Annotated in this window: 20 protein-coding genes; 15 read left to right on the top strand and 5 right to left on the bottom strand. The window is 56.0% G+C overall.

Features of this window, described 5'->3' with window-relative positions; genetic code table 11:
- Positions 1 to 87: 87 nt before the first annotated feature.
- On the top strand, positions 88 to 2,475 hold the full coding sequence (gene ybiO, locus QHL1GM_RS11570; RefSeq protein WP_071694612.1) for a mechanosensitive channel protein: 2,388 nt from the start codon (positions 88 to 90) through the stop codon (positions 2,473 to 2,475).
- 84 nt (positions 2,476 to 2,559) lie between these two features.
- On the opposite strand, the gene QHL1GM_RS11565 is transcribed toward ybiO, so the two are convergent.
- A complete protein-coding gene (locus QHL1GM_RS11565) occupies positions 2,560 to 3,306 on the bottom strand; it encodes an SDR family NAD(P)-dependent oxidoreductase (protein ID WP_071694611.1) in 747 nt (248 codons plus the stop codon).
- Positions 3,307 to 3,473: 167 nt separating this feature from the next.
- On the opposite strand from QHL1GM_RS11565, the gene folK reads away from it, so the two are divergent.
- Together folK and QHL1GM_RS11555 are read left to right on the top strand one after the other, a co-directional pair.
- Positions 3,474 to 3,917 carry a 2-amino-4-hydroxy-6-hydroxymethyldihydropteridine diphosphokinase gene (gene folK, locus QHL1GM_RS11560; RefSeq protein ID WP_071694610.1) on the top strand — a complete coding sequence of 148 codons (444 nt, stop codon included), beginning with the start codon at positions 3,474 to 3,476 and terminating at the stop codon, positions 3,915 to 3,917.
- A 77-nt stretch (positions 3,918 to 3,994) separates the two neighbouring features.
- Positions 3,995 to 4,816, top strand: coding sequence for a flagellin (locus QHL1GM_RS11555; protein ID WP_083571021.1), 822 nt, complete (start codon positions 3,995 to 3,997; stop codon positions 4,814 to 4,816).
- 22 nt (positions 4,817 to 4,838) lie between these two features.
- On the opposite strand, the gene QHL1GM_RS11550 is transcribed toward QHL1GM_RS11555, so the two are convergent.
- Positions 4,839 to 6,392 (bottom strand): BCCT family transporter, encoded by a 1,554-nt coding sequence (locus QHL1GM_RS11550; protein WP_071695987.1) that lies wholly within the window; start codon positions 6,390 to 6,392, stop codon positions 4,839 to 4,841.
- 271 nt (positions 6,393 to 6,663) lie between these two features.
- Complete coding sequence (locus QHL1GM_RS11545) at positions 6,664 to 7,383, bottom strand: YdiY family protein (RefSeq protein ID WP_071694609.1); 720 nt, start codon at positions 7,381 to 7,383, stop codon at positions 6,664 to 6,666.
- A gap of 164 nt (positions 7,384 to 7,547) precedes the next feature.
- On the opposite strand from QHL1GM_RS11545, the gene QHL1GM_RS11540 reads away from it, so the two are divergent.
- From QHL1GM_RS11540 to urtE, 10 genes are all read left to right on the top strand, one after another.
- A complete protein-coding gene (locus tag QHL1GM_RS11540) occupies positions 7,548 to 9,296 on the top strand; it encodes a sensor histidine kinase (protein ID WP_254795303.1) in 1,749 nt (582 codons plus the stop codon).
- 10 nt (positions 9,297 to 9,306) lie between these two features.
- Complete coding sequence (locus QHL1GM_RS11535; protein ID WP_071694608.1) at positions 9,307 to 10,038, top strand: response regulator; 732 nt, start codon at positions 9,307 to 9,309, stop codon at positions 10,036 to 10,038.
- Between the two features lie 176 nt (positions 10,039 to 10,214).
- Entirely contained in the window at positions 10,215 to 11,213 is a 999-nt protein-coding gene (locus tag QHL1GM_RS11530) for a tripartite tricarboxylate transporter substrate binding protein (protein ID WP_071694607.1), read from the top strand.
- 148 nt (positions 11,214 to 11,361) lie between these two features.
- Complete coding sequence (locus QHL1GM_RS11525; RefSeq protein ID WP_071694606.1) at positions 11,362 to 11,844, top strand: tripartite tricarboxylate transporter TctB family protein; 483 nt, start codon at positions 11,362 to 11,364, stop codon at positions 11,842 to 11,844.
- Between the two features lie 54 nt (positions 11,845 to 11,898).
- The gene (locus QHL1GM_RS11520) at positions 11,899 to 13,401 is read left to right on the top strand and encodes a tripartite tricarboxylate transporter permease (RefSeq protein WP_071694605.1); all 1,503 of its coding nucleotides are present in this window, start codon (positions 11,899 to 11,901) and stop codon (positions 13,399 to 13,401) included.
- A gap of 430 nt (positions 13,402 to 13,831) precedes the next feature.
- Positions 13,832 to 15,193, top strand: coding sequence for an urea ABC transporter substrate-binding protein (gene urtA, locus QHL1GM_RS11515; RefSeq protein WP_071694604.1), 1,362 nt, complete (start codon positions 13,832 to 13,834; stop codon positions 15,191 to 15,193).
- 108 nt (positions 15,194 to 15,301) lie between these two features.
- The gene (urtB, locus tag QHL1GM_RS11510; protein WP_071694603.1) at positions 15,302 to 16,918 is read left to right on the top strand and encodes an urea ABC transporter permease subunit UrtB; all 1,617 of its coding nucleotides are present in this window, start codon (positions 15,302 to 15,304) and stop codon (positions 16,916 to 16,918) included.
- Positions 16,919 to 16,921: 3 nt separating this feature from the next.
- A complete protein-coding gene (gene urtC, locus QHL1GM_RS11505) occupies positions 16,922 to 18,091 on the top strand; it encodes an urea ABC transporter permease subunit UrtC (protein WP_071694602.1) in 1,170 nt (389 codons plus the stop codon).
- On the top strand, positions 18,088 to 18,924 hold the full coding sequence (urtD, locus tag QHL1GM_RS11500; RefSeq protein ID WP_071694601.1) for an urea ABC transporter ATP-binding protein UrtD: 837 nt from the start codon (positions 18,088 to 18,090) through the stop codon (positions 18,922 to 18,924). Before urtC ends, urtD begins: the two co-directional genes overlap by 4 nt.
- Complete coding sequence (gene urtE, locus QHL1GM_RS11495) at positions 18,924 to 19,631, top strand: urea ABC transporter ATP-binding subunit UrtE (protein WP_071694600.1); 708 nt, start codon at positions 18,924 to 18,926, stop codon at positions 19,629 to 19,631. The genes urtD and urtE overlap by 1 nt, the downstream gene beginning before the upstream one ends.
- A gap of 16 nt (positions 19,632 to 19,647) precedes the next feature.
- Here urtE and QHL1GM_RS11490 read toward each other — a convergent pair whose 3' ends face one another.
- Complete coding sequence (locus QHL1GM_RS11490; protein WP_071694599.1) at positions 19,648 to 20,112, bottom strand: RES family NAD+ phosphorylase; 465 nt, start codon at positions 20,110 to 20,112, stop codon at positions 19,648 to 19,650.
- Positions 20,109 to 20,558 carry an antitoxin Xre/MbcA/ParS toxin-binding domain-containing protein gene (locus tag QHL1GM_RS11485; protein WP_071694598.1) on the bottom strand — a complete coding sequence of 150 codons (450 nt, stop codon included), beginning with the start codon at positions 20,556 to 20,558 and terminating at the stop codon, positions 20,109 to 20,111. Before QHL1GM_RS11485 ends, QHL1GM_RS11490 begins: the two co-directional genes overlap by 4 nt.
- A 313-nt stretch (positions 20,559 to 20,871) precedes the next feature.
- Between QHL1GM_RS11485 and QHL1GM_RS11480 the strand changes: the two genes are divergently transcribed.
- Both QHL1GM_RS11480 and QHL1GM_RS11475 read left to right on the top strand, forming a co-directional pair.
- Positions 20,872 to 21,756, top strand: a complete 885-nt coding sequence (locus tag QHL1GM_RS11480) for an urease accessory protein UreD (protein WP_071694597.1) — start codon at positions 20,872 to 20,874, stop codon at positions 21,754 to 21,756.
- A gap of 37 nt (positions 21,757 to 21,793) precedes the next feature.
- Entirely contained in the window at positions 21,794 to 22,096 is a 303-nt protein-coding gene (locus QHL1GM_RS11475) for an urease subunit gamma (protein WP_071694596.1), read from the top strand.
- Positions 22,097 to 22,120 lie beyond the last annotated feature (24 nt).

Raw genomic sequence — 22,120 nt, 5'->3', positions numbered from 1 at the left:
AGCGTCATCAGTTGCCTAACGTTAGCTTGCGTAAAATCGGGCAGCCGTTAGATTGAACACAGCACTCACCCAAAAGGAGGTTTAGGTGTGAAGCCACTTCGTTTATTACCCTGGCTAGGTGTCTGGCTTTTGGCAATGATTGCCTTAGTAGCCACGCCAGCAATGGCGCAGAGCGCGTCAAGTGAGTCGGCCGACGCCGATGGTGCAGCATCGTCTGAAGAGGCGGCGCCTACATCCTACGAAGCGTTGGCCAGTCTGTTGGAAGATGAGCAGTCGCGGCAAGAGTTGATTGAGATGTTGCGCAATCAAGCCTCATCCTTGCCTGATGGCGTTGCCGCTGAACTTTCGCCAGAAACCGCCGCTCAGGGCAGTGAGATAGCCCCTGAAGATGTCTCGCTGCCGCGCCAATTAGCTGAACTCACTAGTCGAGTGGTAAGCGATGTAGGCGGCCAGTTTGAGCAAGTGGTTGGCATTGTAGGGGGGTTGTTCTCGGGTCAAGAGACAGACAGTGTCTTTGATATGACCGCGTTCACCAGTGCGGCGATCAATCTGGGTATCGTCATTGTCGCCACGTTTGCGCTATTTATGATTGCTCGGCGACTAGCTAAACCGCTGTTTACCAAAATCAGTGGCTGGTCGCTAAATGGTAATAATTTAACCCCCGTTCTGCGCTTGATTGTCTGCGTGGCGATTGCGGCGGTCATTGATGTACTGCTTGTCGGCTTGGCCTATGTGGGCGGTAATTTGTTGGCGACGTTTGCTGTTGGGGAGGCAGGGGAGCTCTCCACCCGTGCCTCACTGTTTTTAAATGCGTTCTTGATTATTGAGCTGCTCAAAGCCGGTGTGCGGATGCTGTTCTCGTCCCGCTACGAAGGGCTGCGGCTACTGCCAATCTCTGCCCGGGAGGCGTCCTATTGGAACCGCTGGTTAGCCCGTTTGATCGGCATGGTCGGCTACGGCCTGATGGTGGTAGTGCCGCTGGTTAACTTCTACGTGGCGGCCTCACTGGGTCAAGCGGTCGGTACGCTGATTATGCTGCTGGCTTTTATCTACGCGGTGGTCGTGGTGCTGAGAAACCGCACCCGCCTGCGTGATAACCTCAACGAGATGGCGGCAAAAACAACCTTAACTGCCAGCCGCGTCTCGCTGCAGCTCTTTGCCCGCACCTGGCACCTGTTCGCGCTGCTGTATTTCTTGATCGTGTTTGTATTGACGCTAACGCGCCCCGGGGATGCGCTGCCGTTTGTAATGTTCGCCACCCTGAAGACGTTGGCCACAATTGTTGTGGGTCTATTGGTGTCGTCTTTTCTTACTCAGACCATTGGCCGCCGTATTACGCTGTCGGACGATCTGCGACGCAAACTGCCTCTGCTTGAAAAGCGCTTGAACAGCTACGTGCCCAATGCGCTACGCGTGCTACGTACGATTATTCTGATCGTGGTGATAATGGTGGTGCTGAATGCCTGGGGCGCCTTTGATCTAGCTGCCTGGTACGCCTCAGAGCGTGGTGCCAACTTGGTCGGCAACCTGACTGGCGTCGCGGTAATTTTGATTGTGGCACTAGCCGTTTGGCTGGGCCTGGCGAGCCTTATTGAGCACAAGCTGAACCCGGAAACCGGCTATGGCGAGCCGTCGGCGCGGGCGAAAACCCTGCTCAGTTTATTCCGCAATGCGCTGGCAATCGCCATGGTGACCATCACCGGTATGATCGTGCTGTCGGAAATCGGTATCAACATTGGCCCGCTGATCGCTGGTGCCGGTGTGCTCGGTTTGGCGATTGGTTTCGGTGCCCAGAAGTTGGTACAGGATGTCATCACCGGGATCTTTATTCAGGTGGAAAACGCCATGAATACCGGCGACGTGGTTACGGTGGGTGGCATTACCGGTACCGCCGAGAAGTTGAGCATTCGCTCGGTGGGGATCCGCGATCTCTCCGGCACTTTTCACCTGATTCCGTTCTCAAGCGTGGACACAGTGTCTAACTACATGCGCGAGTACGGTAACCATGTGGGTGAGTACGGCATTGGCTACAGCGAAAGCATCGATGAAGCCATCGAGCAGCTCAAGCTGGCCTTTGAGGATCTCAAGGCAAGCGAAGAGCATGGCTTTAAGCTATTGGCTGATCTAACCGTGGCCGGTGTTACTGCATTGGCGGACAGCTCCGTGAACATCCGTGTAGTGATTAAAACCACGCCGGGTGACCAGTGGGCCGTGGGTCGCGCCTACAATCGTCTGGTTAAAATGCGCTTTGATGAGGCTGGGATCGAGATACCCTTCCCACACACCACGCTTTACTTTGGCGATAACAAAAACGGTAATCCACCGCCTGCCCATGTGCGGGTATTGGAGTCGACCGCTAAAGAGAAGAAGGTGGAGGAGTCACCTGTTGCTAACAGTGATACTAAACAAGGGGTTCAGCAAACTGCAGAGTCTGACCATCTTAAGCCCGACCACGATGACGTCGATGAAACCTAACTTGTCAGTATCATGACGTGTTGTTCCAAAGTTGCAGCGGGGTCGCCTTAGGGCGGCCCCGCTGCGTTTTAAGCAGAGGTAGTCTTAAGCTGAATAGTTTTCCGAGTGGCGCCCCTCTAGGTTGATTGATTCTCCGCCATCCACAAACAGAATTTGTCCCGCCACAAAAGGGTTGTTCAATAAGTAGTGCAAAGCTTGTACAAGATGCTCGGGGTCGCCCTGGCGTTTCAGTGGAATACCTTCAATACGCCACTCAATATAGTCGCTAGTGCGCTGGGAAGCAGGTAGCACCACGCCGGGGGCGATGCCGTTAATGCGAATGCGCGGGGCGAACTCAAGTGCCGCCATCCGGGTCATCTCCGCCAGGCTCTTTTTCGACAGCAAATAGGCTGCATAGGGATACTGGTGATAGGCCACCTTGTTATCGATGATATTGATAACCTGGCCCTCTTCAACCGCCTCGGCAAAGTGGCGAGTGAGTAACAGCGGGGTAAACATATTGACCCGGAACTGGGTTTCCAGCATTGCCAGTTCGGTCTCGGCAATCACCGCTGGCGCATAGGCAGAGGCACTGTTCAGGAGTAGATTAAGCCCGGGAAAACGCCGCTTTGCCGCCTGAATTAAATCGTCTGGCTCATCGCTTAAGAAATCGCAAGAAAGAATCTCGCACTCCCGCCTCTTAGCGCGGATACCGCTGGCGACTTCTTCGGCCTCTTCGCGGGAGCGATTAACATGAAGCGCAATGTCGTAACCCGCATCGGCCAGGGCTTCGCAAAAGTAGCGCCCCAAGCGGGTGGCCCCACCGGTTACTAGAGCAGCATGTTGGTGCATATAGTGTTCCCTATTATTTTATTGGTATAGGAAGACTTTCTGCGTGAGTGCAGCGTTTGTCAATAACTTATACAAAGATTGCACGAGGCGCTAGATTTGGAGGTGTTAAAGGAGATGCCCTACTTCAGGGTAGTTCTACAAGACGTCACTTTGAATAGGATGTCGCTATGCCACCCATGTCTTTACCTTCCACGCATACCGCCCAGCTCCATGAGTGTTTTATCTCATTGGGATCGAATATCGACCCCGACCACTATTTCGCTCAAGCACTTGAGATTATCAGCAGAGAGTGCGTGCTATTGGCACGTTCAAACGCGATTCGTACAGCGCCGGTGGGCTACCAGCAGCAGCCCGATTTCTTAAACGCCGCGCTGTTGGTGAGTACCCCGCTTGAACATGAGGCGTTTCGCGCTTACCTAAAAAGCGTCGAGGATCGTTTGGGCCGTGTTCGGGGGGCGATTAAATCGGGTCCACGTACTATGGATCTAGACATTGTGGCGTGGGATGGGGAGGTCGTTGATGACGGCTACTTCCAGCATAACTATGTGAAAAAGCCCGTTGATGAAGTGCTGGCGAGGAGTGGCCGCTCTCTTGAACCTCAAAAGCGCTAATGATTTTTGCGTTTAGGCCGATAGTTACGCTATAGCCGCCATAATGTGGGTGGGCTAACCTTCCCCGGAGGCGCGCGGTGCTCAGCCTAAACACCAATTTGATGTCGCTTACCGTGCAGAATAATCTGCGCGGCAGTCAGCAGGCTATGCAGACTGCGATGCAGCGCCTCTCTTCTGGGCTACGCATCAATAGTGCCAAGGATGACCCCGCCGGACAGGCGATTGCCAATCGTATGACGGCGCAAATCAAAGGTATGACCCAGGCGATCCGCAACACCAATGATGGCATCTCCATGGTGCAGACGGCGGAAGGCTCGCTCAATCAAATTAACGACAACCTGCAGCGCATTCGTGAGCTGAGCGTACAAGCGGCTAACGGCACCAACTCTTCCGAAGACCTTGCCTCTATCCAAGCAGAGATTGATCAACGCTTGGATGAGATCGACCGTGTGGCAGTGCAGAGTAACTTCAACGGTATCGGGCTGCTTAACGACACCAAGTCTCTGAATATTCAGGTGGGCGCTAACGCTGGCGATAGCATCGCGGTACGTTTTGAAGCCATGAATCTACAGGGGTTGGGTCTTGATGGTTTGAACGTGACCAAGGATGTCGGTGGGGCGGATAAACCGATTGATAGAGTGGATGAGGCGATCAAGCGGTTGGATCGCCAGCGCAGCTATATGGGTGCTGTGCAGAATCGCTTTGAGAGCGTCATTGATGGCCTCAATAATAGCATCGTTAATACTTCCGCCGCCCGGTCGCGCATTCAGGATGCCGATTATGCTAAGGAAGTCTCCAACCTTATTCGCGCACAGATTCTTCAGCAAGCAGGCATCGCTATGCTGGCCCAGGCCAACCAGCAGCCGCAGATGATTCTGCGCCTGCTGGAGGGTCTGTAGAAAAGTCTATATAGCCGCGCGCTTAGTCAATAATGCCCTGTTCGCGGGCCATGGCGAAAGCCGCCTGCGGGCCATTCCAGAGTGACGGCAGTAGAATCAACGACACCGGAATCGCGGTGATAACAATGAACTGCTGCAGCGCGCCAATCTGACCTGCACCCATATACAGCAGTACCGCCGCCATCAGCGCCATGGCAATCCCCCAAAACGCTCGCATGACCGGGCTCGGATTATCGTGCCCCGCACCCACTACCGCAATGGCATAGCTCATTGAGTCGCCGGTGGTGGCAACGAAAATAGTGGTCAAAAGAAGGATCGCCAGAGCCATCCAGGTCCCGCCGGGCAGTGCCTGGGCAACGGTTAAGGTGGCTACATCAAACTGAAAGTTATTCAGCGCCTCGGCTAAATCAATAACGCCGGTGAGCTGATAATAAATGCCCGAGCCGCCGAGCAGGGTAAACCATACGGTGGTGGCAATCGGCGCCAGAATCGCTACCGCGACGATCATTTCGCGGATGCTGCGACCGCGGGAAATACGTGCCACAAAAATTGCCATCAGCGGCGCATAGCCAATAAACCAGGCAAAGAAGAACACTGTCCACCACTGCATCCACCACGCCGGAGCGGTTTCCGCGGTCATGGTCGCCATGGTGAAGAATTCGCTGATATACGCGCCCATGCCTGAAACATAACTATTGACCAAAAACAGCGTCGGGCCAAAGACCATAATGACCGCGCCAATGGCCAACGCCAACAGCACGTTAAAGCGGCTAAGCAGTTGAATGCCTTTGTGTACACCGCTCATGGAAGAGAGCACGTAGATGCTGCCGAGTACGGCAAGAATGATCAACTGGCCGGGGTAACCTTCCGGTAAGCCAAACAGCTCATGCAGGCCGAAGCTGACCTGAGTGGCCAGAAAGCCAATCGGGCCCACGGTGCCCGCAACCAGGGCAATCACGCAGCAGGCGTCGACAATGCCGCCCAGCGGGCCGCGCATTAGTCGCTCACCCAGTACGGGGTAGAGCAGGGTGCGGGGCTGAAGCGGCTGGCCTTTCACGTAGTGCGCATGGGCGAGAACCACTGCCGTCAACGATCCCAGTACTGCCCAAGCCATAAAGCCCCAGTGCATAAAGGATTGCCCCAAGGCGCCGGAAACGGCGTCAGCGGTACCTGCTTCGCTATCAAAAGCGGGAGGCGTTACCACAAAGTGGTATACCGGCTCACCGGCGGCAAAGAATACCCCGCCGCCAGCTAGCAGCGTACACAGAATGATGGAGAGCCACTTAAACGTGCTCATTTCTGGTGCATCTAAATTGCCGATTTTGGCTTTAGCGGCTGGGGTCATCGCTAAGCCGATAGCAATAAAGAACGTCAGTAGTAGCAGCAGTTGAAAGTAACTTCCTAACACTAAAGCGGTCCAAGCGAAGCCAGCGCTGATGCTGTCAGCTACCAGAGTTACGTCGTAAAGCGACAACGCGAGAAAGGCGACGATAAAGCCGATACTTAAGATCAGTACAATAGGATCGCCGAGCGAAAACCGCTGGGAGCCCTCTGCGTTGGGGCTGGGTTGGGTCATGGTAAATACCTTATGGGGAGCGGGGGAGAGCTGAAATAACAGCCTATCAAAGCGCGCCATTAAGCGGTTTAACGCCGAATGGAAGTTAAAAAATTGGTGATTGAAGCAAGTGGAATTGCAGGTAAAAAAAAGCGCCATTCAGTGAATGGCGCAAGACAGGAAACTGGAAATAGTATACCTCCAATATAGACCAACGTCTAATATGTTTTATCTTGGTGCATTTTATGAGTGTATATGCACACTATTGGCGCGAAGGTGTGAATTGCTAAGCTCACCAGCGGTAAAGCAGTGACGCGCTGGTGGTGTGGTCGGTGCGTTCACTGGTGTCGTCAGGCGGCTGGGAGTTGTGCTTGATCTCGTGGGATAAGCGCAGCGACAGCTTTGAATTGAGCCGTGCAGTAAGCGCTGTAAGCGACCGTGAAGTGGTGTTTTGGTCGGTATACTCAAACGACATTTCCTGCTGAATATCGGCGTAGTCAGAAAAAAACCACTGATAATCCAGTGCGGTATAAGCCACCGCTAATTGGTAATCACCGTGCTCACGCAGTCGGTCGTGACGATAGCCTGGCCCTGCCTCTAGCGACAAAATATGCATGTCGTTGTCTAAAACCTGTCTTCCATAGCCGCCAATTGCCGTCAACTGCTGGTCGTAACCGGCAAAGCGATCCTTCTCCCAGCGGGCAAACCCAAACAGATAGTGCGGTCCATCCAGTTCATAGCGTTCGCGTCCTGCGACTAAGTACTGCTCGGCGCTGGTTTCGTCGTCTTTGCTTACGCTACGCACTTCACCACGCAGCGAATAGGTGAATTTACCGGATAGCCATGTCAGCAGCGTTTTGCCAATCAGCGTCTGGCTGTTGGTATTGCCTGAGAGGCGGGTAAAGCCCAGCTCAGCATCGCCACTGAACACGGGGGCATCTTCCTGGGGAGGCGGTGGAGCATAGAACGGGTTGGCATAAGCCACGGTTAACCATAGGGGCCAACAGGCCATTAAGAGTATCCATCGAACAATCGCCACTACATCCCTCCTTGGTTTCGGCACTGGGCCAGTATATCAGTGAACAATATCAGCGAACGATGACTCTGGGGTGACGGCGATTAACGTCGTGGCGGGTGCGTGCCATAATGGCGCGGTCACGCATTTCGAGTCTATCTATGAGCGCTTCCCGCCCCCGAACGTTAGCCGACCTGCAGCGCTGGCGCCGCACCCGCGCAAGGCGCAGCTGGTATAAACGCAGTTTTCGCCTTCAGGTGATGCTGTTAGTCGGGCTATTGCTGGCAGGCATGCTACTGGCACAGGGCACCTATCTCAATCACCGCAAGGCGGAAATTATTAGCCAGCAGATGGGCGAGCGTGCGTTGGCAGTGGCCAAAACGGTGGCGTCGATGCCGCAAATTATCAACGCCTTTGCAATTCCTGATCCCTCTTTCATTATTCAACCCCTCGCGGAGCGAGTTCGCCATGAGACTGGGGCGCGCTATGTCGTCGTGGGCAACGCTCAAAGTATCCGCTACTCCCACCCTCTGCCGGAACGGCTTGGGCAGCCGATGGTGGGGGGCGATAATGATCAGGCGCTGATTCATGGTCAGTTTTATGTGTCGGAGGCGACCGGATCATTGGGCACCGCCATTCGTGGCAAAGCGCCCATTTGGGACGAAGAGGGCAATATCATTGGCTTGGTCTCTGTCGGCTTTATGATGGATCGCGTGGCCATGGACGTAGCCCGCTACAACAACTTTGGCTGGGCGCTAGTGGCGTTGATGATTTGTCTCGGCTTTGCCGGTGCTTACTGGCTGTCGCAGCACCTCAAAAAGGTCATTTTAGGCCTAGAACCCTACGAAATTGCCCGATTGGCCATGGAGAAAGAGGCCATTTTGCAGTCGATCCACGAGGGCATTCTGGCGGTTAACCGCGAAGGCCATATTACCTTGGTCAACCAGCAGGCGCGGCGCTTTCTCAATTTAACTGATGATCATGTGCTGCTTGGCCAGCCTATACATGATGTGGTGCCTAATTCGCGGCTGCTGGAGGTGCTCCGGCGCGGCGAGCAAGAGTTCGACCAGGAAATGTGGCTGGGCGATCACCCGGTGGTGGTCAACCGAGTGCCGATTCTGCACGAGGGCGAGATCGAGGGCGCGGTGGCCACTTTCCGCAGTCGTCGTGAGATTGTTGATCTCTCCCATGCGCTAACCCAAGCCAGCCGCGACGTGGATATGCTGCGTGCCCAGGCCCACGAGTTCTCCAATAAGCTTTACACCATCTCCGGGTTACTGCAGTTGGAGCGTATTGAGGAAGCCTTGGCACTTATCCACCAGGAAACCGAACGCGCTCAGGCGCAGATGAGCTTTTTAATGCGCAACGTGGCCGATGCCGTGCTTAGCGGTACGCTACTGGGTAAACTTACCCGTGCGCAGGAGCTCGGCGTGGCGCTGGAAATTGACGAGCAAAGCTCGCTTTCTTGCCCGCTAACGCCGACAGGCCAAGAGGTGATGATGAGCGTGGTGGGTAACTTACTGGACAACGCCTGCCACGCAGCGCTGAATGGGCCGAGTAAGGAGCCCCAAGTACGCCTGTTTTTCACCGATTTGGGGGAGCAGCTGTTGATCGAAGTGGAAGACAACGGCCCTGGGGTACCTGCCCAGTTCGCAGAGTCGATTTTCCAGGAAGGCTTTTCGACCAAAACCGGTAAGCACCAGGGCATTGGCCTGGCGTTGGTTGCCAGGCTCTGCCGTCAGCACGGCGGCGCCGTGACCCTGGAAGAGAGCGAGCTGGGCGGCGCATGCTTTATTGCGGTGCTTGACCGCTCGCTGTGCGCGCAGCCAAACCAAAAACAGTCCAAGAATGCGCTTAATAACAGTCGCCATATCAATACCTACAATAATCTCAACAACCGCAACGACTAGGGGGAGCGCAATGTCAGATGGGCAGTACGGCATTTTGGTCGTTGAAGACGATTTTCGCATTGCTGATATTCACAGAGCCTTTATTGAACAGAGCGACGGTTTTTATGTGGTAGGTATGGCCCGCAACGGCAGTGAAGCCAAGGCGATCATGGCGGAGCAGGCTGCGAGCATCCAACTGATTTTGCTCGACGCTTACCTTCCCGATGTTGAAGGCTTGGAGTTGCTATGGGCGATTCGCCGCGACTACGTGCATGTGGATATCGTCATGGTCACCGCCGCAAGGGAAGTGGAAACCATCAGCGAAGCGCTGCGTGGCGGGGTATTCGACTACCTTATCAAGCCGATCGAAGCCGCTCGGATGGCGCAAATGCTGGCCCGCTTTCGTCGCGAGCGTGAGGCGTTGGCCAACCGGGCCGAGATGAACCAAGACGAACTAGATTCCGTGCTGGCACGCTTGAAGCCTGGCGAGACGTCGCGTGCTAAGCCCCAAACTCTGCCCAAAGGAATTGATCGGCTGACGCTGCGCCGGGTGATTGATGCCCTGGCCGAGGCTCCCGACTCCCTTACCGCCATGCAGATGGCACGCACTATGGGGGCCAGCCGCTCAACCGCTCGCCGTTATTTAGAGTTTTTAGTCGCCGAGCAGGCGGTGAGTGCCGAGCTGGGCTATGGTGATGTAGGACGCCCCGAGCGTCGCTATCGGTTGTTGGAGGCGGCACACGAGTGGCTTGACGCTCTATAAATGCATACTGTCAGTAAACCGGCGTGAACAAAATGAACAAAATGCCCATAAAGAACTTTTTGCCTTTTATGCGCACAAGCTTGTCGGTCAAGGGCATGGTCTTCTAACGTTCGCGACGTGCAGTCTCTTAATAAGACAGCCCCACACAACAACACTGATACGTGGAGAACGCCATCATGATGTCGCTTACCCTCAAGCGTTTATCGCTATTTGCTCTGCCCCTGGCCGCTGTTGCTGGACTCAACTCCGCCGCACAGGCACAAGAGTGGACGCCTGAACGCTCTATTGAGTTCGTTGCACCGGCTAACCCCGGCGGCGGTTGGGATACGCTCGTTCGCACCATGTCGCGGGTCATCCAGCAGGAAGAGCTAGCCGATGAAAGCTTTGCCGCGATCAACGTTCCTGGCGGCGGCGGTGCCGTGGCCTGGGCCCAAGTTGCCCGCGATAGTGGTAACCCGCATAAACTGTTCGCTACCAGCCCGCCGATGATCCTAGTGCCGCTGGCGGGTGCCTCGCGCTACGACCACACCGATTTTACCCCGGTCGCGCGGATCAACACAGACTACTCAATCATTCTAGTGGCGGCGGACTCCGAGTATCAGACCCTTGAAGATCTGCTCAATGCGCTGAAAGAAGACTCCAGCTTAAGCGTTGGCGGCGGCAGTGCGCCGGGCTCCATGGATCATATCGCTATCGCAGGTTTAGCCTCGGCAGCGGGTATGGAAGCGTCAGCAGTCAACTACATCCCGTTCTCCGGTGGTGGCGACGCCATGACCAACCTGATGGGCGGTCACATCGAAGCCGTTGTCGGTGGTGCGGGTGAAGCGGTTGGCCAACTGGGTGAAGGCAGCCAGTTGCGTGCGCTGGGCGTCTCTTCTGAAGAGCGTTTGGGCGCCGGCTTGAGCGAAGTACCTACCTACCAAGAGCAGGGCTTTGACTACACCTTCGACATCTGGCGCGGCGTGATGGGCGCTCCCGATATGCCTGAAGAGGCCGTGGCCTACTACGAAGACCTGTTTGCCGAAATGCTCGAAACCGATGCATGGCGTGAAGCAAGCGACCAACTGGGCTGGATCGACGCCTATCAAAACAGCGAAGAATTTGGCGCTTTCCTGGTTCAGCAGCAAGAGCAATTCAGCGACGTGCTGAGCGAGCTTGGCCTACTGCGCCAGTAACCCTACTCCTGTATAACCCAGCCGCCCAAGTACGGCTGGGGCTTCCTGTCGTTAACCGCTGGTTGTTAGCTACTAGTCGTTAAAACTGGTTGTTAAGAACAAGTTTGTTAACCGCTGGAGGCGCATTGGCTCCTTCGGAGAGACTCCTATGACTCGTTTAAATACCAATCAGTGGTTAGCACTGGTATTTGCGATATTGGCCGCTGGCTATATCGCAATGGCGTGGCAAATCCCCACCTTTCCTCTGCCGCGCCCGGTCGACTCTGACCTCTTTCCTAAAGTATTAGGCTTCGCTCTACTGATCCTCTCGGTGTTTCTGTTTTTTGAGAAACCTACGCCGATAGCCGGTGCCGATGAGATAGATCAAGAAGCCACCCAAGGCCCAATGCTGTTTACGCCATGGGCGCGGGTCATCGTTACCTCGCTAGCGATTGCAGCCTATGCGTTTTTGCTGGTGCCGCTGGGTTTTGTGCTGGCTTCTACGCTACTCAGCGTTGGCTTAACAGCCTACTACGGTTATCGCCGCCATGGGGTCAACCTCGCTACGTCGCTGGGGGTGGTGCTGGCGCTCTACCTGACCATGACGCAGGTGATGGATGTTTACCTGCCCACTGGCCTGCTGCCTTTCTAAACAAAGCCGTGTTAGCAGCTCTTTCCGCTAACAGTTCTTAAGAGAGTAATTCCCATGGATGCCTTCAATAATTTGATGTACGGCTTTGGCATCGCGCTCGAGCCAATCAATATTGCCTACGTATTTGCCGGCGTATTTGCTGGCACCATTATCGGCATGCTGCCGGGCCTAGGGCCTATCAGCGCACTTGCCTTGATGATTCCTATCACCTTTGCCATGGAGCCCTCGTCTGGCTTGATCCTAATGGCAGGGGTTTACTACGGCGCCATCTTCGGTGGCTCCACGTCCTCGATTCTGCTCAACGCCCCCGGCGTGGCGGGTACCGTGGCTACCTCCTTTGACGGCTACCCGATGGCCAAAAAAGGCCTGGCGGGTAAAGCGTTGGCGATTGCCGCCTACTCGTCATTTGTGGGCGGCACGGTATCGGTAATTTTCCTGATGCTAATAGCGCCGCTGCTCTCCAAAGTGGCCGTAAGCTTTGGACCTTCCGAGTACTTTGCGCTGATGGTGTTGGGCTTGACCGCGGTGGTCTCGCTTTCGGATAAGTCACTGGTCAAAGGACTAATTGCCGCCGTGGTGGGGGTGATTATTTCGATTATCGGTATCGATATGCAGACCGGTACCGAGCGCTTTACCTTCGGTTCAGTGCAGCTGCTTGATGGCATCGACTTTCTGGTGGTGGCCCTGGGTATTTTCGCCCTTGCCGAGGTGTTCTATATGCTGCTGCGTGGCGGCGGTGGCAAAGAAATGCCCCGCAATGAGATTGGGTCGCTGAAATTAACCCGTAGCGAAGTGAAAGAAATCGCTGGGCCTATTGGGCGTAGTTCTATACTGGGTTTCTTCACCGGCGTACTGCCAGGCGCGGGCGCGACCATCGGCTCGTTCCTGGGCTATAGCATGGAAAAGCGCATTGCCAAAGATGGCCACACCTTTGGGCAGGGCAACATCAAAGGCGTTGCTGCGCCAGAGGCTGCCAACAACGCTGCCTGTACCGGCTCCTTTGTGCCACTGCTGACGCTGGGTGTGCCGGGCTCGGGCACCACCGCCGTTCTGCTTGGCGCGTTGCTGGTCATGGGCGTGAACCCCGGCCCGATGATGCTTGCAGAGCGTCCGGACGTGTTTTGGGGCGTGGTTGCCAGTATGTATATCGGCAATATCTTCCTGCTGGCACTTAACCTGCCGCTGATTCCCTATATCGCCAAAATTCTCGATATGCCCCGCCCACTGCTGCTATCGCTGATACTGATCTTCTGCATGATCGGCGTCTACGGTATGAGCTTCAGCATATTTGACCTGTTGCTGCTGCTTGGCTTTGGCCTGGTCGGTCTGGGCATGCGCCTGTTTGGCTTCCCGGCGGCACCGCTGATTCTAGCGCTGATTCTGGGCAACATAATGGAAGAGTCCATGCGCCGCGCGCTGCAGATCTCCGGTGGCGACTGGATGACCTTTATAGACAAGCCTATCTCGCTTGGCCTACTGGTTGTCGCCTTGCTGTCGCTTGGTCTGCCGTTACTCAAAAAACGCCGTAAGAAAGTTCCACCCGACGTGGCTGTTTAACGCCACTACTTGAAGGGTGAATAGCGAGGAGCCTTGGTGATACCAAGGCTCCTTTTTTATTTCCGTTTTGACGAGTAACAAGGAGTAGCTTTGTAACTGATAAGTAAGCGCTGGGTTGCTGGTGTGTATTTTAAAAGCTCAAGTACTTCGTTGGTGCACTGAATCTTATTGGTGCATTGAGAGGGTGCTTTAGCTGCTTTGTTGCGCTTTATTTTGGTGCATTTGGTGAATATTGAGATTTTCTGATGATTATTAAGTATCTGATTAGATAGCTATAAGGCAACTTTGTGCCAATCTGGCGCACCCCTTGCAGGTGTTAATGGCTAGTGGACGTATTGGGGGAGCTAACACAACCACCCCAAGTGCGAAGCCAATCATCAAGCCCCGGTCATAACAAACCCCAGCCATAAGGGGTGCAAGGAGATTAACAATGAACACTCTCAAACGCTCGACACACCCGCGCCCCTTCCTTTCAAGTGGCCGTTTCGCGACCGCTTTACTCACCGCCGCCATTATGGGTGCCAGCACCCAGGCGATTGCCCAAGACGATGACCCGATCAAAGTCGGTATCCTGCACTCCCTCTCCGGCACCATGGCGATCAGTGAAACCGTCCTCAAAGACACCGTTGAGATGCTTATCGAACAGCAGAACGAAGCCGGTGGTTTGCTGGGCCGTCAATTAGAGGCCGTGGTGGTTGACCCGGCGTCTAACTGGCCGCTGTTTGCTGAACGCGCCCGGGAGCTGCTAGACCAGGAAGAAGTGGACGTGATTTTCGGCAACTGGACGTCAGTTTCGCGTAAATCCGTACTACCCGTCGTAGAGGAACTCAACGGGCTGCTGTTCTACCCGGTACAGTATGAAGGCGAAGAGTCCTCTGAAAACGTCTTCTACACCGGCGCCGCGCCTAACCAGCAGGCGATTCCTGCGGTTGAATACCTTATCAACGAAGTGGGTATCGAGCGCTTTGCGCTGGTGGGTACCGACTACGTCTATCCGCGTACAACCAACCGTATTCTTGAAGCCTTCCTCAAGGACGAACACGGCATCGCGGAAGAGGACATCATGGTTAACTACACGCCATTCGGTCACTCCGATTGGCAGAACATCGTGGCAGAAATTCGTCGCTTCGGTGAAGAGGGTAAACCCACCGCCGTAATCTCGACGGTTAACGGTGACGCGAACGTGCCGTTCTATACCGAGCTTTCTAACCAGGGAATCGACGCTGCCGATATTCCGGTCATCGCCTTCTCTGTGGGCGAGCAGGAACTTACCGGTATTGATACGGGCCCACTGGTAGGTCACTTGGCCGCCTGGAACTACTTCATGAGCGTCGATAACGACGACAACTACGACTTTATCGATGCCTGGATTGAGTACACCGGCGACGAAGAAGCCGTAACCAACGACCCGATGGAAGCGCACTACATTGGCTTCAATATGTGGGCCGAAGCGGTTCGCAAAGCGGGCACCACGGATGTCGATACGGTTAAAGACGCCATTATCGGTGTAACCGTGCCTAACCTCTCCGGCGGCTATGCGGCCATGATGCCCAACCACCACATTACCAAACCGGTGCTGATCGGTGAGATTCAGGACAACGGCCAGTTCGATATCGTTTGGCAGACGCCGTCTACCGTGGCGGGTGACGCCTGGTCTGACTACTTGCCTGGCTCCCGTGACCTGATTGCCGATTGGCGCAAGCCGATGGAGTGCGGCAACTTCAACGTCGTGAACGGCTCGTGCGGTGGCAGCACCGCAGCAGAAGAAGCCGAAGCGGCGCTCGCTGAGTAAAAGCTCCTGTAGTGAGTAATACTGATCCCTCGTCTCTTGGTTGAAGCCCAATTGGCGAGGGAGCACGCTAACTCCCCCCCTCTTTAGATAACCAAAGGAAGAACCCCTATGAGGCGTTTCCTTTCCTTAGGGCTGCTGTGCCTACTGTTGTTGAGCATCACAGTGACCGCCCAAGCACAAACGAGCTCAACTACCGGCAATGCCGATGACACCGCCGCACTCGAACTGTTAGAGGCGCTGGACGTTGAGTCATACACCGCCAAAGGCGAAGCCATTACCGCCATTTTGCAAAGCGATGATGAGCGCGCACGAGACTGGCTGCAGGCCTTGCTGGATGGCCGCTTACAGCGCACCGAAGACGGCCGGTTCGTGCTGGTACTCGAAAACCGCGGCCGCGACTGGCCGGTGGCCGATGTCCTAACCGGCGAAGCGCTGGGCGAGATGTCTCGTCGTGATCTGGAGCGTATCGGCATTAACAACAACCTGCGTAATCAGCTGCGTAGCGCCATTGCCGTCGTGGACCTTTACTCGCCTAACGTTGAGCGCCGCCGCACCTCGGCCGAGCGCCTGTTGGGTGAAGTAGACGGTGAGCTGGTGCCCACCCTCAACGATTTGATTGAGCAAGAAGAGGATGAGCAGGTGCGCTATCGGCTGACCCAGGCCGTGGCGATTTATCGTACCGAAGCGGGTGAAATGGCCGGCGTTGAAGCCCTGGATGGCAGCCTACACCCGCGCTCTCGCGTGGCGTTAAGCCGGGCGGCCAACAGCGATGACCCGGTGGTAGCCAATGCTGCAGTGGCTTCTCTGGCGGGCATTGAGCAGCAGCTCAAAATCAACCGCGGCCTGGAAACGCTGTATTTCGGCTTAAGCCTCGGTTCGGTGCTCGTGCTTGCCGCCATTGGCCTAGCGATCACCTTCGGGGTCATGGGCGTGATCAATATGGCCCACGGCGAGCTGATGATGTTGGGTGCCTACACCACCTGGGCGATGCAGCAACTGCTGCCCGGCCAGCCGGGGTTGGCGTTGATTCTATCGATTCCCGCAGGCTTTATGGTCGCCGCCTTAGCAGGTGTGGCGATCGAGCGCGGCGTGATTCAGTTCCTCAAAGGCCGCCCGCTGGAAACCCTGCTGGCGACCTTTGGTATCAGCCTGATTCTGCAGCAGCTGGTGCGTACAGTGATTTCACCGCTCAATCGTACCGTGATTACCCCGGAGTGGATGAGCGGTTCGCTGGTGGTTAACGATGCGCTGTCGTTAACGCTTAACCGGATGTACGTGCTCGGCTTTGCGCTGGTGGTGTTTGCTGGTCTGATGTTGATTATGCGTCGCACGCGGCTGGGGCTTGAGGTGCGTGCTGTCACCCAGAACCGTGCCATGGCACGCTCCATGGGCATTCGCGCCACTCGCGTGGATATCATGACCTTTGCGCTAGGTTCGGGTGTGGCCGGTCTTGCCGGTGTTGCGCTCTCCCAGCTCACCAACGTCGGCCCTAACCTGGGGCAGAACTACATCATCGACTCCTTCATGGTGGTGGTATTCGGCGGCGTGGGCAACCTATGGGGCACGCTGGTTGCTGGCCTATCGCTGGGGGTTATCAACCAGGTGCTGGAACCCTGGGCCGGCGCGGTGCTGGCCAAAATCATCGTGCTGGTGTTTATCATCCTATTCATTCAGAAACGCCCGCGTGGACTCTTCCCGCAGAAGGGCCGGGCTGCGGAGGGCTAAGCGATGTCATTAACGACGCAATCATCGACAAATTTTTGGCTAACACGCCCATTCAGCGAGCGCTCCACGCAGATCTTTGTGGGCGTGCTGGTCGCCGCGCTGGCGCTGGTCACGCTGCTGCACGTGGCAGTGCCGCCGGAAAACCCGCTGCATATCGGGGCCTATACGGTCAATCTGTTCGGTAAGTACCTAAGCTACGCGTTACTGGCCGTGGCGGTCGATCTGGTGTGGGGCTATCTGGGCATTTTAAGCCTCGGCCACGGTGCCTTTTTTGCTATCGGCGGTTACGCCATGGGCATGTACCTGATGCGCCAGATTGGCGATCGCGGTACCTACGGCCACCCGGTACTGCCCGACTTTATGGTGTTCTTAAACTGGGATAGTCTGCCGTGGTTCTGGCAGGGCTTTGATATGGCCTGGTTTGCCTTTGCCATGGTGCTGCTGGCCCCGGGGCTATTGGCACTGGTGTTTGGCTTTTTGGCGTTCCGCTCACGGGTCACCGGGGTGTATCTGTCGATCATTACCCAGGCGCTCACCTTTGCCTTGATGCTAGCGTTCTTCCGTAATGAGATGGGCTTTGGCGGCAATAACGGCCTCACCGACTTCCGTGAAATTCTCGGCTTCGATCTACGCAGCGATGCCACGCGGTTAGGGCTTTTTCTGGCCACCGGGGTGGCGCTAGCGCTGGGCTTCATCCTCTGCCGCGCGATTGTGACCAGCAAGCTGGGCCGGGTGAGCGTGGCCACTCGAGACGCCGAAGCGCGTACGCGCTTTCTCGGTTATCGGGTCGAGCGCTTCCAGCTTTTCGTCTTTGTGGTCTCGGCCATGCTGGCAGGTTTGGCGGGGGCGCTTTATGTTCCCCAGGTGGGGATTATTAACCCCAGCGAATTCTCGCCGATTTTCTCCATTGAGATTGTGCTGTGGGTCGCCCTGGGCGGACGCGCCACGCTGTATGGCGCAGTGATTGGCGCCATTCTGGTCAACTACGCCAAAACCATCTTCACCGGCGTAATGCCCGACGCTTGGCTGTTTGCGTTAGGGGCGATGTTTGTACTGGTCACGGTGTTTCTGCCCAAGGGTGTGGCTGGGCTGTTTCGCTACCTCAAACACCGTAAGCGCGACGATTCGGCTAATCATGACCATCAACGCACGCCCGAGGAGGCCTCCGCATGAGTTTGCTGCAATCGCTGTCCCAGCGTGACCGGGTGTTCGATTTCATGGCGCCCCAGGCCTCACCAGTGGATGTTCGCCACGGCCCGATTCTCTATATGGAAGATGTCACCGTGAGCTTCGATGGTTTTAAAGCCATCAATAATCTCAACCTGACCATCAACGACGGTGAGCTGCGCTGCATTATCGGCCCCAACGGGGCGGGCAAGACCACCATGATGGATATCATTACCGGAAAAACCCGACCCAATAGCGGCAGCGTGTGGTTCGGTAGTCGCCATAACCTGCTGCATATGAACGAACCCGATATCGCCAGCCTAGGCATTGGCCGCAAGTTTCAAAAGCCCACGGTATTCGAAGCGTTGTCGGTATTTGAAAACCTGGAGCTGGCCATGGCGGCGGACAAGCGGATTTTTCCTACCCTGACCGCCCGCATGACCGGCGAGATCAAAGACCGTATTAACGAAGTGCTGGAAACCATCGGCCTGACGGATTTGCGTCATCAGCCCGCGGGTATTCTTTCCCATGGCCAAAAGCAGTGGCTGGAGATCGGCATGCTGCTGATGCAGCGCCCGCGTCTACTGCTGGTGGATGAACCGGTAGCGGGCATGACCGAGCAGGAGATGGAGCGCACTGCGGAGTTGCTCACCGGGCTGGCTGGCAAGCAGTCCGTGGTGGTGGTGGAGCATGATATGGGCTTTGTACGCTCCATTGCCCGCCAGGTAACCGTACTGCACCAGGGCAGCGTGCTGGCGGAAGGCACCATGGATCAAGTCTCCAGCGACCCCAAAGTAATCGAGGTCTACCTGGGTACCGATGACGAGGAGGCCGCCTGATGCTAGCCATTGAAAAGCTCAACCAGTTTTACGGCGAAAGTCACACCCTCTGGGATTTGGATCTTGAAGTTCCCGCCGGGCAGTGCACCTGCGTGATGGGCCGCAACGGAGTGGGCAAAACCACGCTGCTGAAAGCCGTGATGGGCGAGGTGGCCATCAAAAGCGGTGAGCTGCGCTACACCGCCGAGACAGGCGAAATCGAGCTGACTAAAAAAGCCGTTGAAGCACGCTCGCGGCTGGGTATTGGCTACGTGCCCCAGGGGCGACAGATATTCCCGCTTCTCACCGTAGAAGAGAACCTGCGCACCGGCCTTGCCGCCCGCAGCGACGGGCTGAAGAAGATTCCCGAGCGGGTCTATGAGCTATTCCCAGTGCTTAAAGAGATGAAAAACCGCCGTGGCGGCGACCTCTCGGGCGGGCAACAGCAGCAGCTGGCGATTGGCCGTGCGCTGGTCATCGAACCCAAACTGCTGATTCTGGACGAACCGGGGGAAGGCATTCAGCCTAATATCGTCGCTCAGATCGGACAGGTGATTCGTCAGTTGATCAACGAAGATGGCCTAACGGTGCTACTGGTGGAGCAGAAGCTGCCATTTGCCCGTAAATACGCAGACCGCTTTGTGATTATGGATCGCGGCCGTCCGGTGGCCAAAGGCGAGATCAGTGAACTCTCCAATGAGCTGATCAAGCAGCATCTGACGGTTTAAGTTATCCACACCCGGTTCAAAGTCTTGGATCGGGTTGAAATGGCAATGCCTCGGCCGTCGCGATGATTTGATCGAATAAGGGGTGTGCCGGGTTGAGCATGTAGTTGAGCTCTCTCGGCACGACTACGCTCGGCAGGGCCAGTGCTAGACTTTGGCCGGAAGCCAGCCAGCCATCGCCAAGTTCAGCGGTCTCTGCTGGCGCTGGCGCTTCCTGCCAGTTTTCCGGTAGGTCTTCTGCGCCAACGCCCATAATACTCTCGGCTGGCAGCGTCACGCGCAACAGTGCATAGGCGTTGAGCAGCCGATAGCTTTCCAGATGCACCATAATTTCCAATAGTGCCAACGACTCGGAGCTTGCCACATACACACAGGCATTTCCCGGGCTGTTCCAACGCCCGCCATAAACACGTGCGCCTTCGCCATCGAAGGCGTTGTCCTGATACTTACGCTTAATCAGTCGATAGGCCGTTATCTCGGTCACGTAGCGACCCCGTGCTCCAGCCGCCCAATCAGGTTCAATACCGTTTGATACTCCGCTGAGGTGGCGCTCATTTCGACGGGGCGACGCCCGCCTAGCCCGGCATTGGGTTTGAGCAGCCAGGCGCGGGCCCCCTCACCGTCGCCTTCGAAAAGGTCTAGTGCCGCTTTGAAGAGTTCAGCAAAGCGATACAGCCGGTCACTTTCCGCCATTTTGAAGCGGCCCGATTTGGCGCGTCGGCTCAGCGTAGCAGAGGGAATATCCACGTAGCCTGCCAGCGCCTTCTGCTCGATACCTGACACCTTAGCCAGCCTGGGGTAAACCCGATACTCAACGCCTTGATGCAACAGCTCATGCAGTTTACGGCCTCTGGCTGGCAAGCCAATTTGTTGCCAGAAACCGGACGCCAAGGCTTTGGGTGGCTGGTATTGAGTGAAATGGGCATCCATGAAGCTATCCTCATTTGATATATCAAAAGCATATCAAGTGATATACATGAGGCTGTTACCCCCGTCAAGTGATATGCATGGCCAAAGGTGAGCTCAGAAAGCTCTTCAATATCCAACTGATAGTCATGTGATTGCGCTTTTTTGGTGCTTTATAAGATTGCCGCATTCTCTTTTGGTGCATTTGCCTGTTTGTGCATCGTATGGAAACGGTATGTAGCCCCAGAAATAACGCTTCCCGTTGCTTTTCACCATTTTGGCGCATTAATTGCTTCTATAAGTTAAAGGCTTAGTGAAAAGGAAGCGATAGCAACCCATGATCCTGTGCGAACTCGCCAAACCACACGTTGCCTCTGGCCACCGCTTCGATGCAGGCCGCCACTGGGCGGCTTCGTTAGCGCTCACCTTTGCCCAGCGCGATGGCGCCACTCGCATGGTGCAGGCGCGCCATCAGGGGCCACTGCGAGTGCAGCGCCCTTTCTATCCCGAAGGGCGTAGTGAGGCTTGTCATGTTTATGTGCTTCACCCGCCGGGCGGGTTAGTCAGCGGCGATGTGCTTACCATTAGTGCTCATGTAGAGAGCGGTGCCCATACGCTGCTGACGACCCCGGCGGCCAACAAGCTCTATAAAGCCGATAGCCAGGGCGTTGCATGGACGCAGCACACCCGGCTAAGTGTGGAAGATAACGCAACTTTGGAGTGGCTACCCCAGGAGACCATCGCTTTTGATGGTTCCAAGGGCGAGCAGCGCACCCAGATTGATCTTCACGGCAGCGCCCGCTGCCTGGGCTGGGAAGTGATGGCGCTGGGTCGTCCAGCCAGCGATTTACCCTATGTTTCCGGACGCATTGAGCAGCACTTCCGCTTAACTCTGGATGGCAAGCCGCTGTGGCTAGAGCGCCAACCGCTAGACCCACTGCACCCACGCTTTGCCGGGCGCTGGGGTCAGGGCGGTGCCACGGTGCAGGCCACTCTCTGGGCGGTGGGGATCGCCGACGCGCCTGCGGCCATTGAAGCCTTGCGTGAAGCGCTGCCGGATAACCCACGCTGGGCAGTCACCGTCCGCCACGGTGTTCTGCTACTGCGCTATTTAGGCAACTCGCGCAATGAGGCTTGGGCGCTTTGCGAACATGCGTGGCGAGTCTTGCGCCCCCTTTGGATCGAACGTGAAGCTCATACACCGCGAATTTGGCTAACCTAATTGGCATCACTGCGATGCACTGCTGGAGACATGCCCCATGGAATTAACCCCGAGAGACAAAGACAAGCTGCTGCTGTTCTCAGCCGCCCAACTGGCGGAGCGCCGCAAGGCGCGTGGTTTAAAGCTTAACTACCCGGAAGCGGTGGCGCTGATCAGCTTTGAAATTATGGAAGGCGCCCGGGATGGCCGCAGCGTGGCGGACTTGATGAGCTTTGGCCGCGAGATCCTTAGCCGTGAGGATGTGATGGACGGCGTCGCCGAGATGGTCGATGAAGTGCAGGTGGAAGCCACCTTCCCCGACGGCACCAAGCTGGTCACTGTCCATACGCCTATTGTTTGAGGGGCGATTGAAAGGAGCAACCAA

The sequence above is a fragment of the Halomonas sp. QHL1 genome, assembly GCF_001882345.1.
In the GTDB taxonomy this organism is placed as follows: domain Bacteria; phylum Pseudomonadota; class Gammaproteobacteria; order Pseudomonadales; family Halomonadaceae; genus Vreelandella.
The sequence above is the reverse complement of the archived record's forward strand: the minus strand, read 5'-3'. Positions and strand labels throughout refer to the sequence as shown.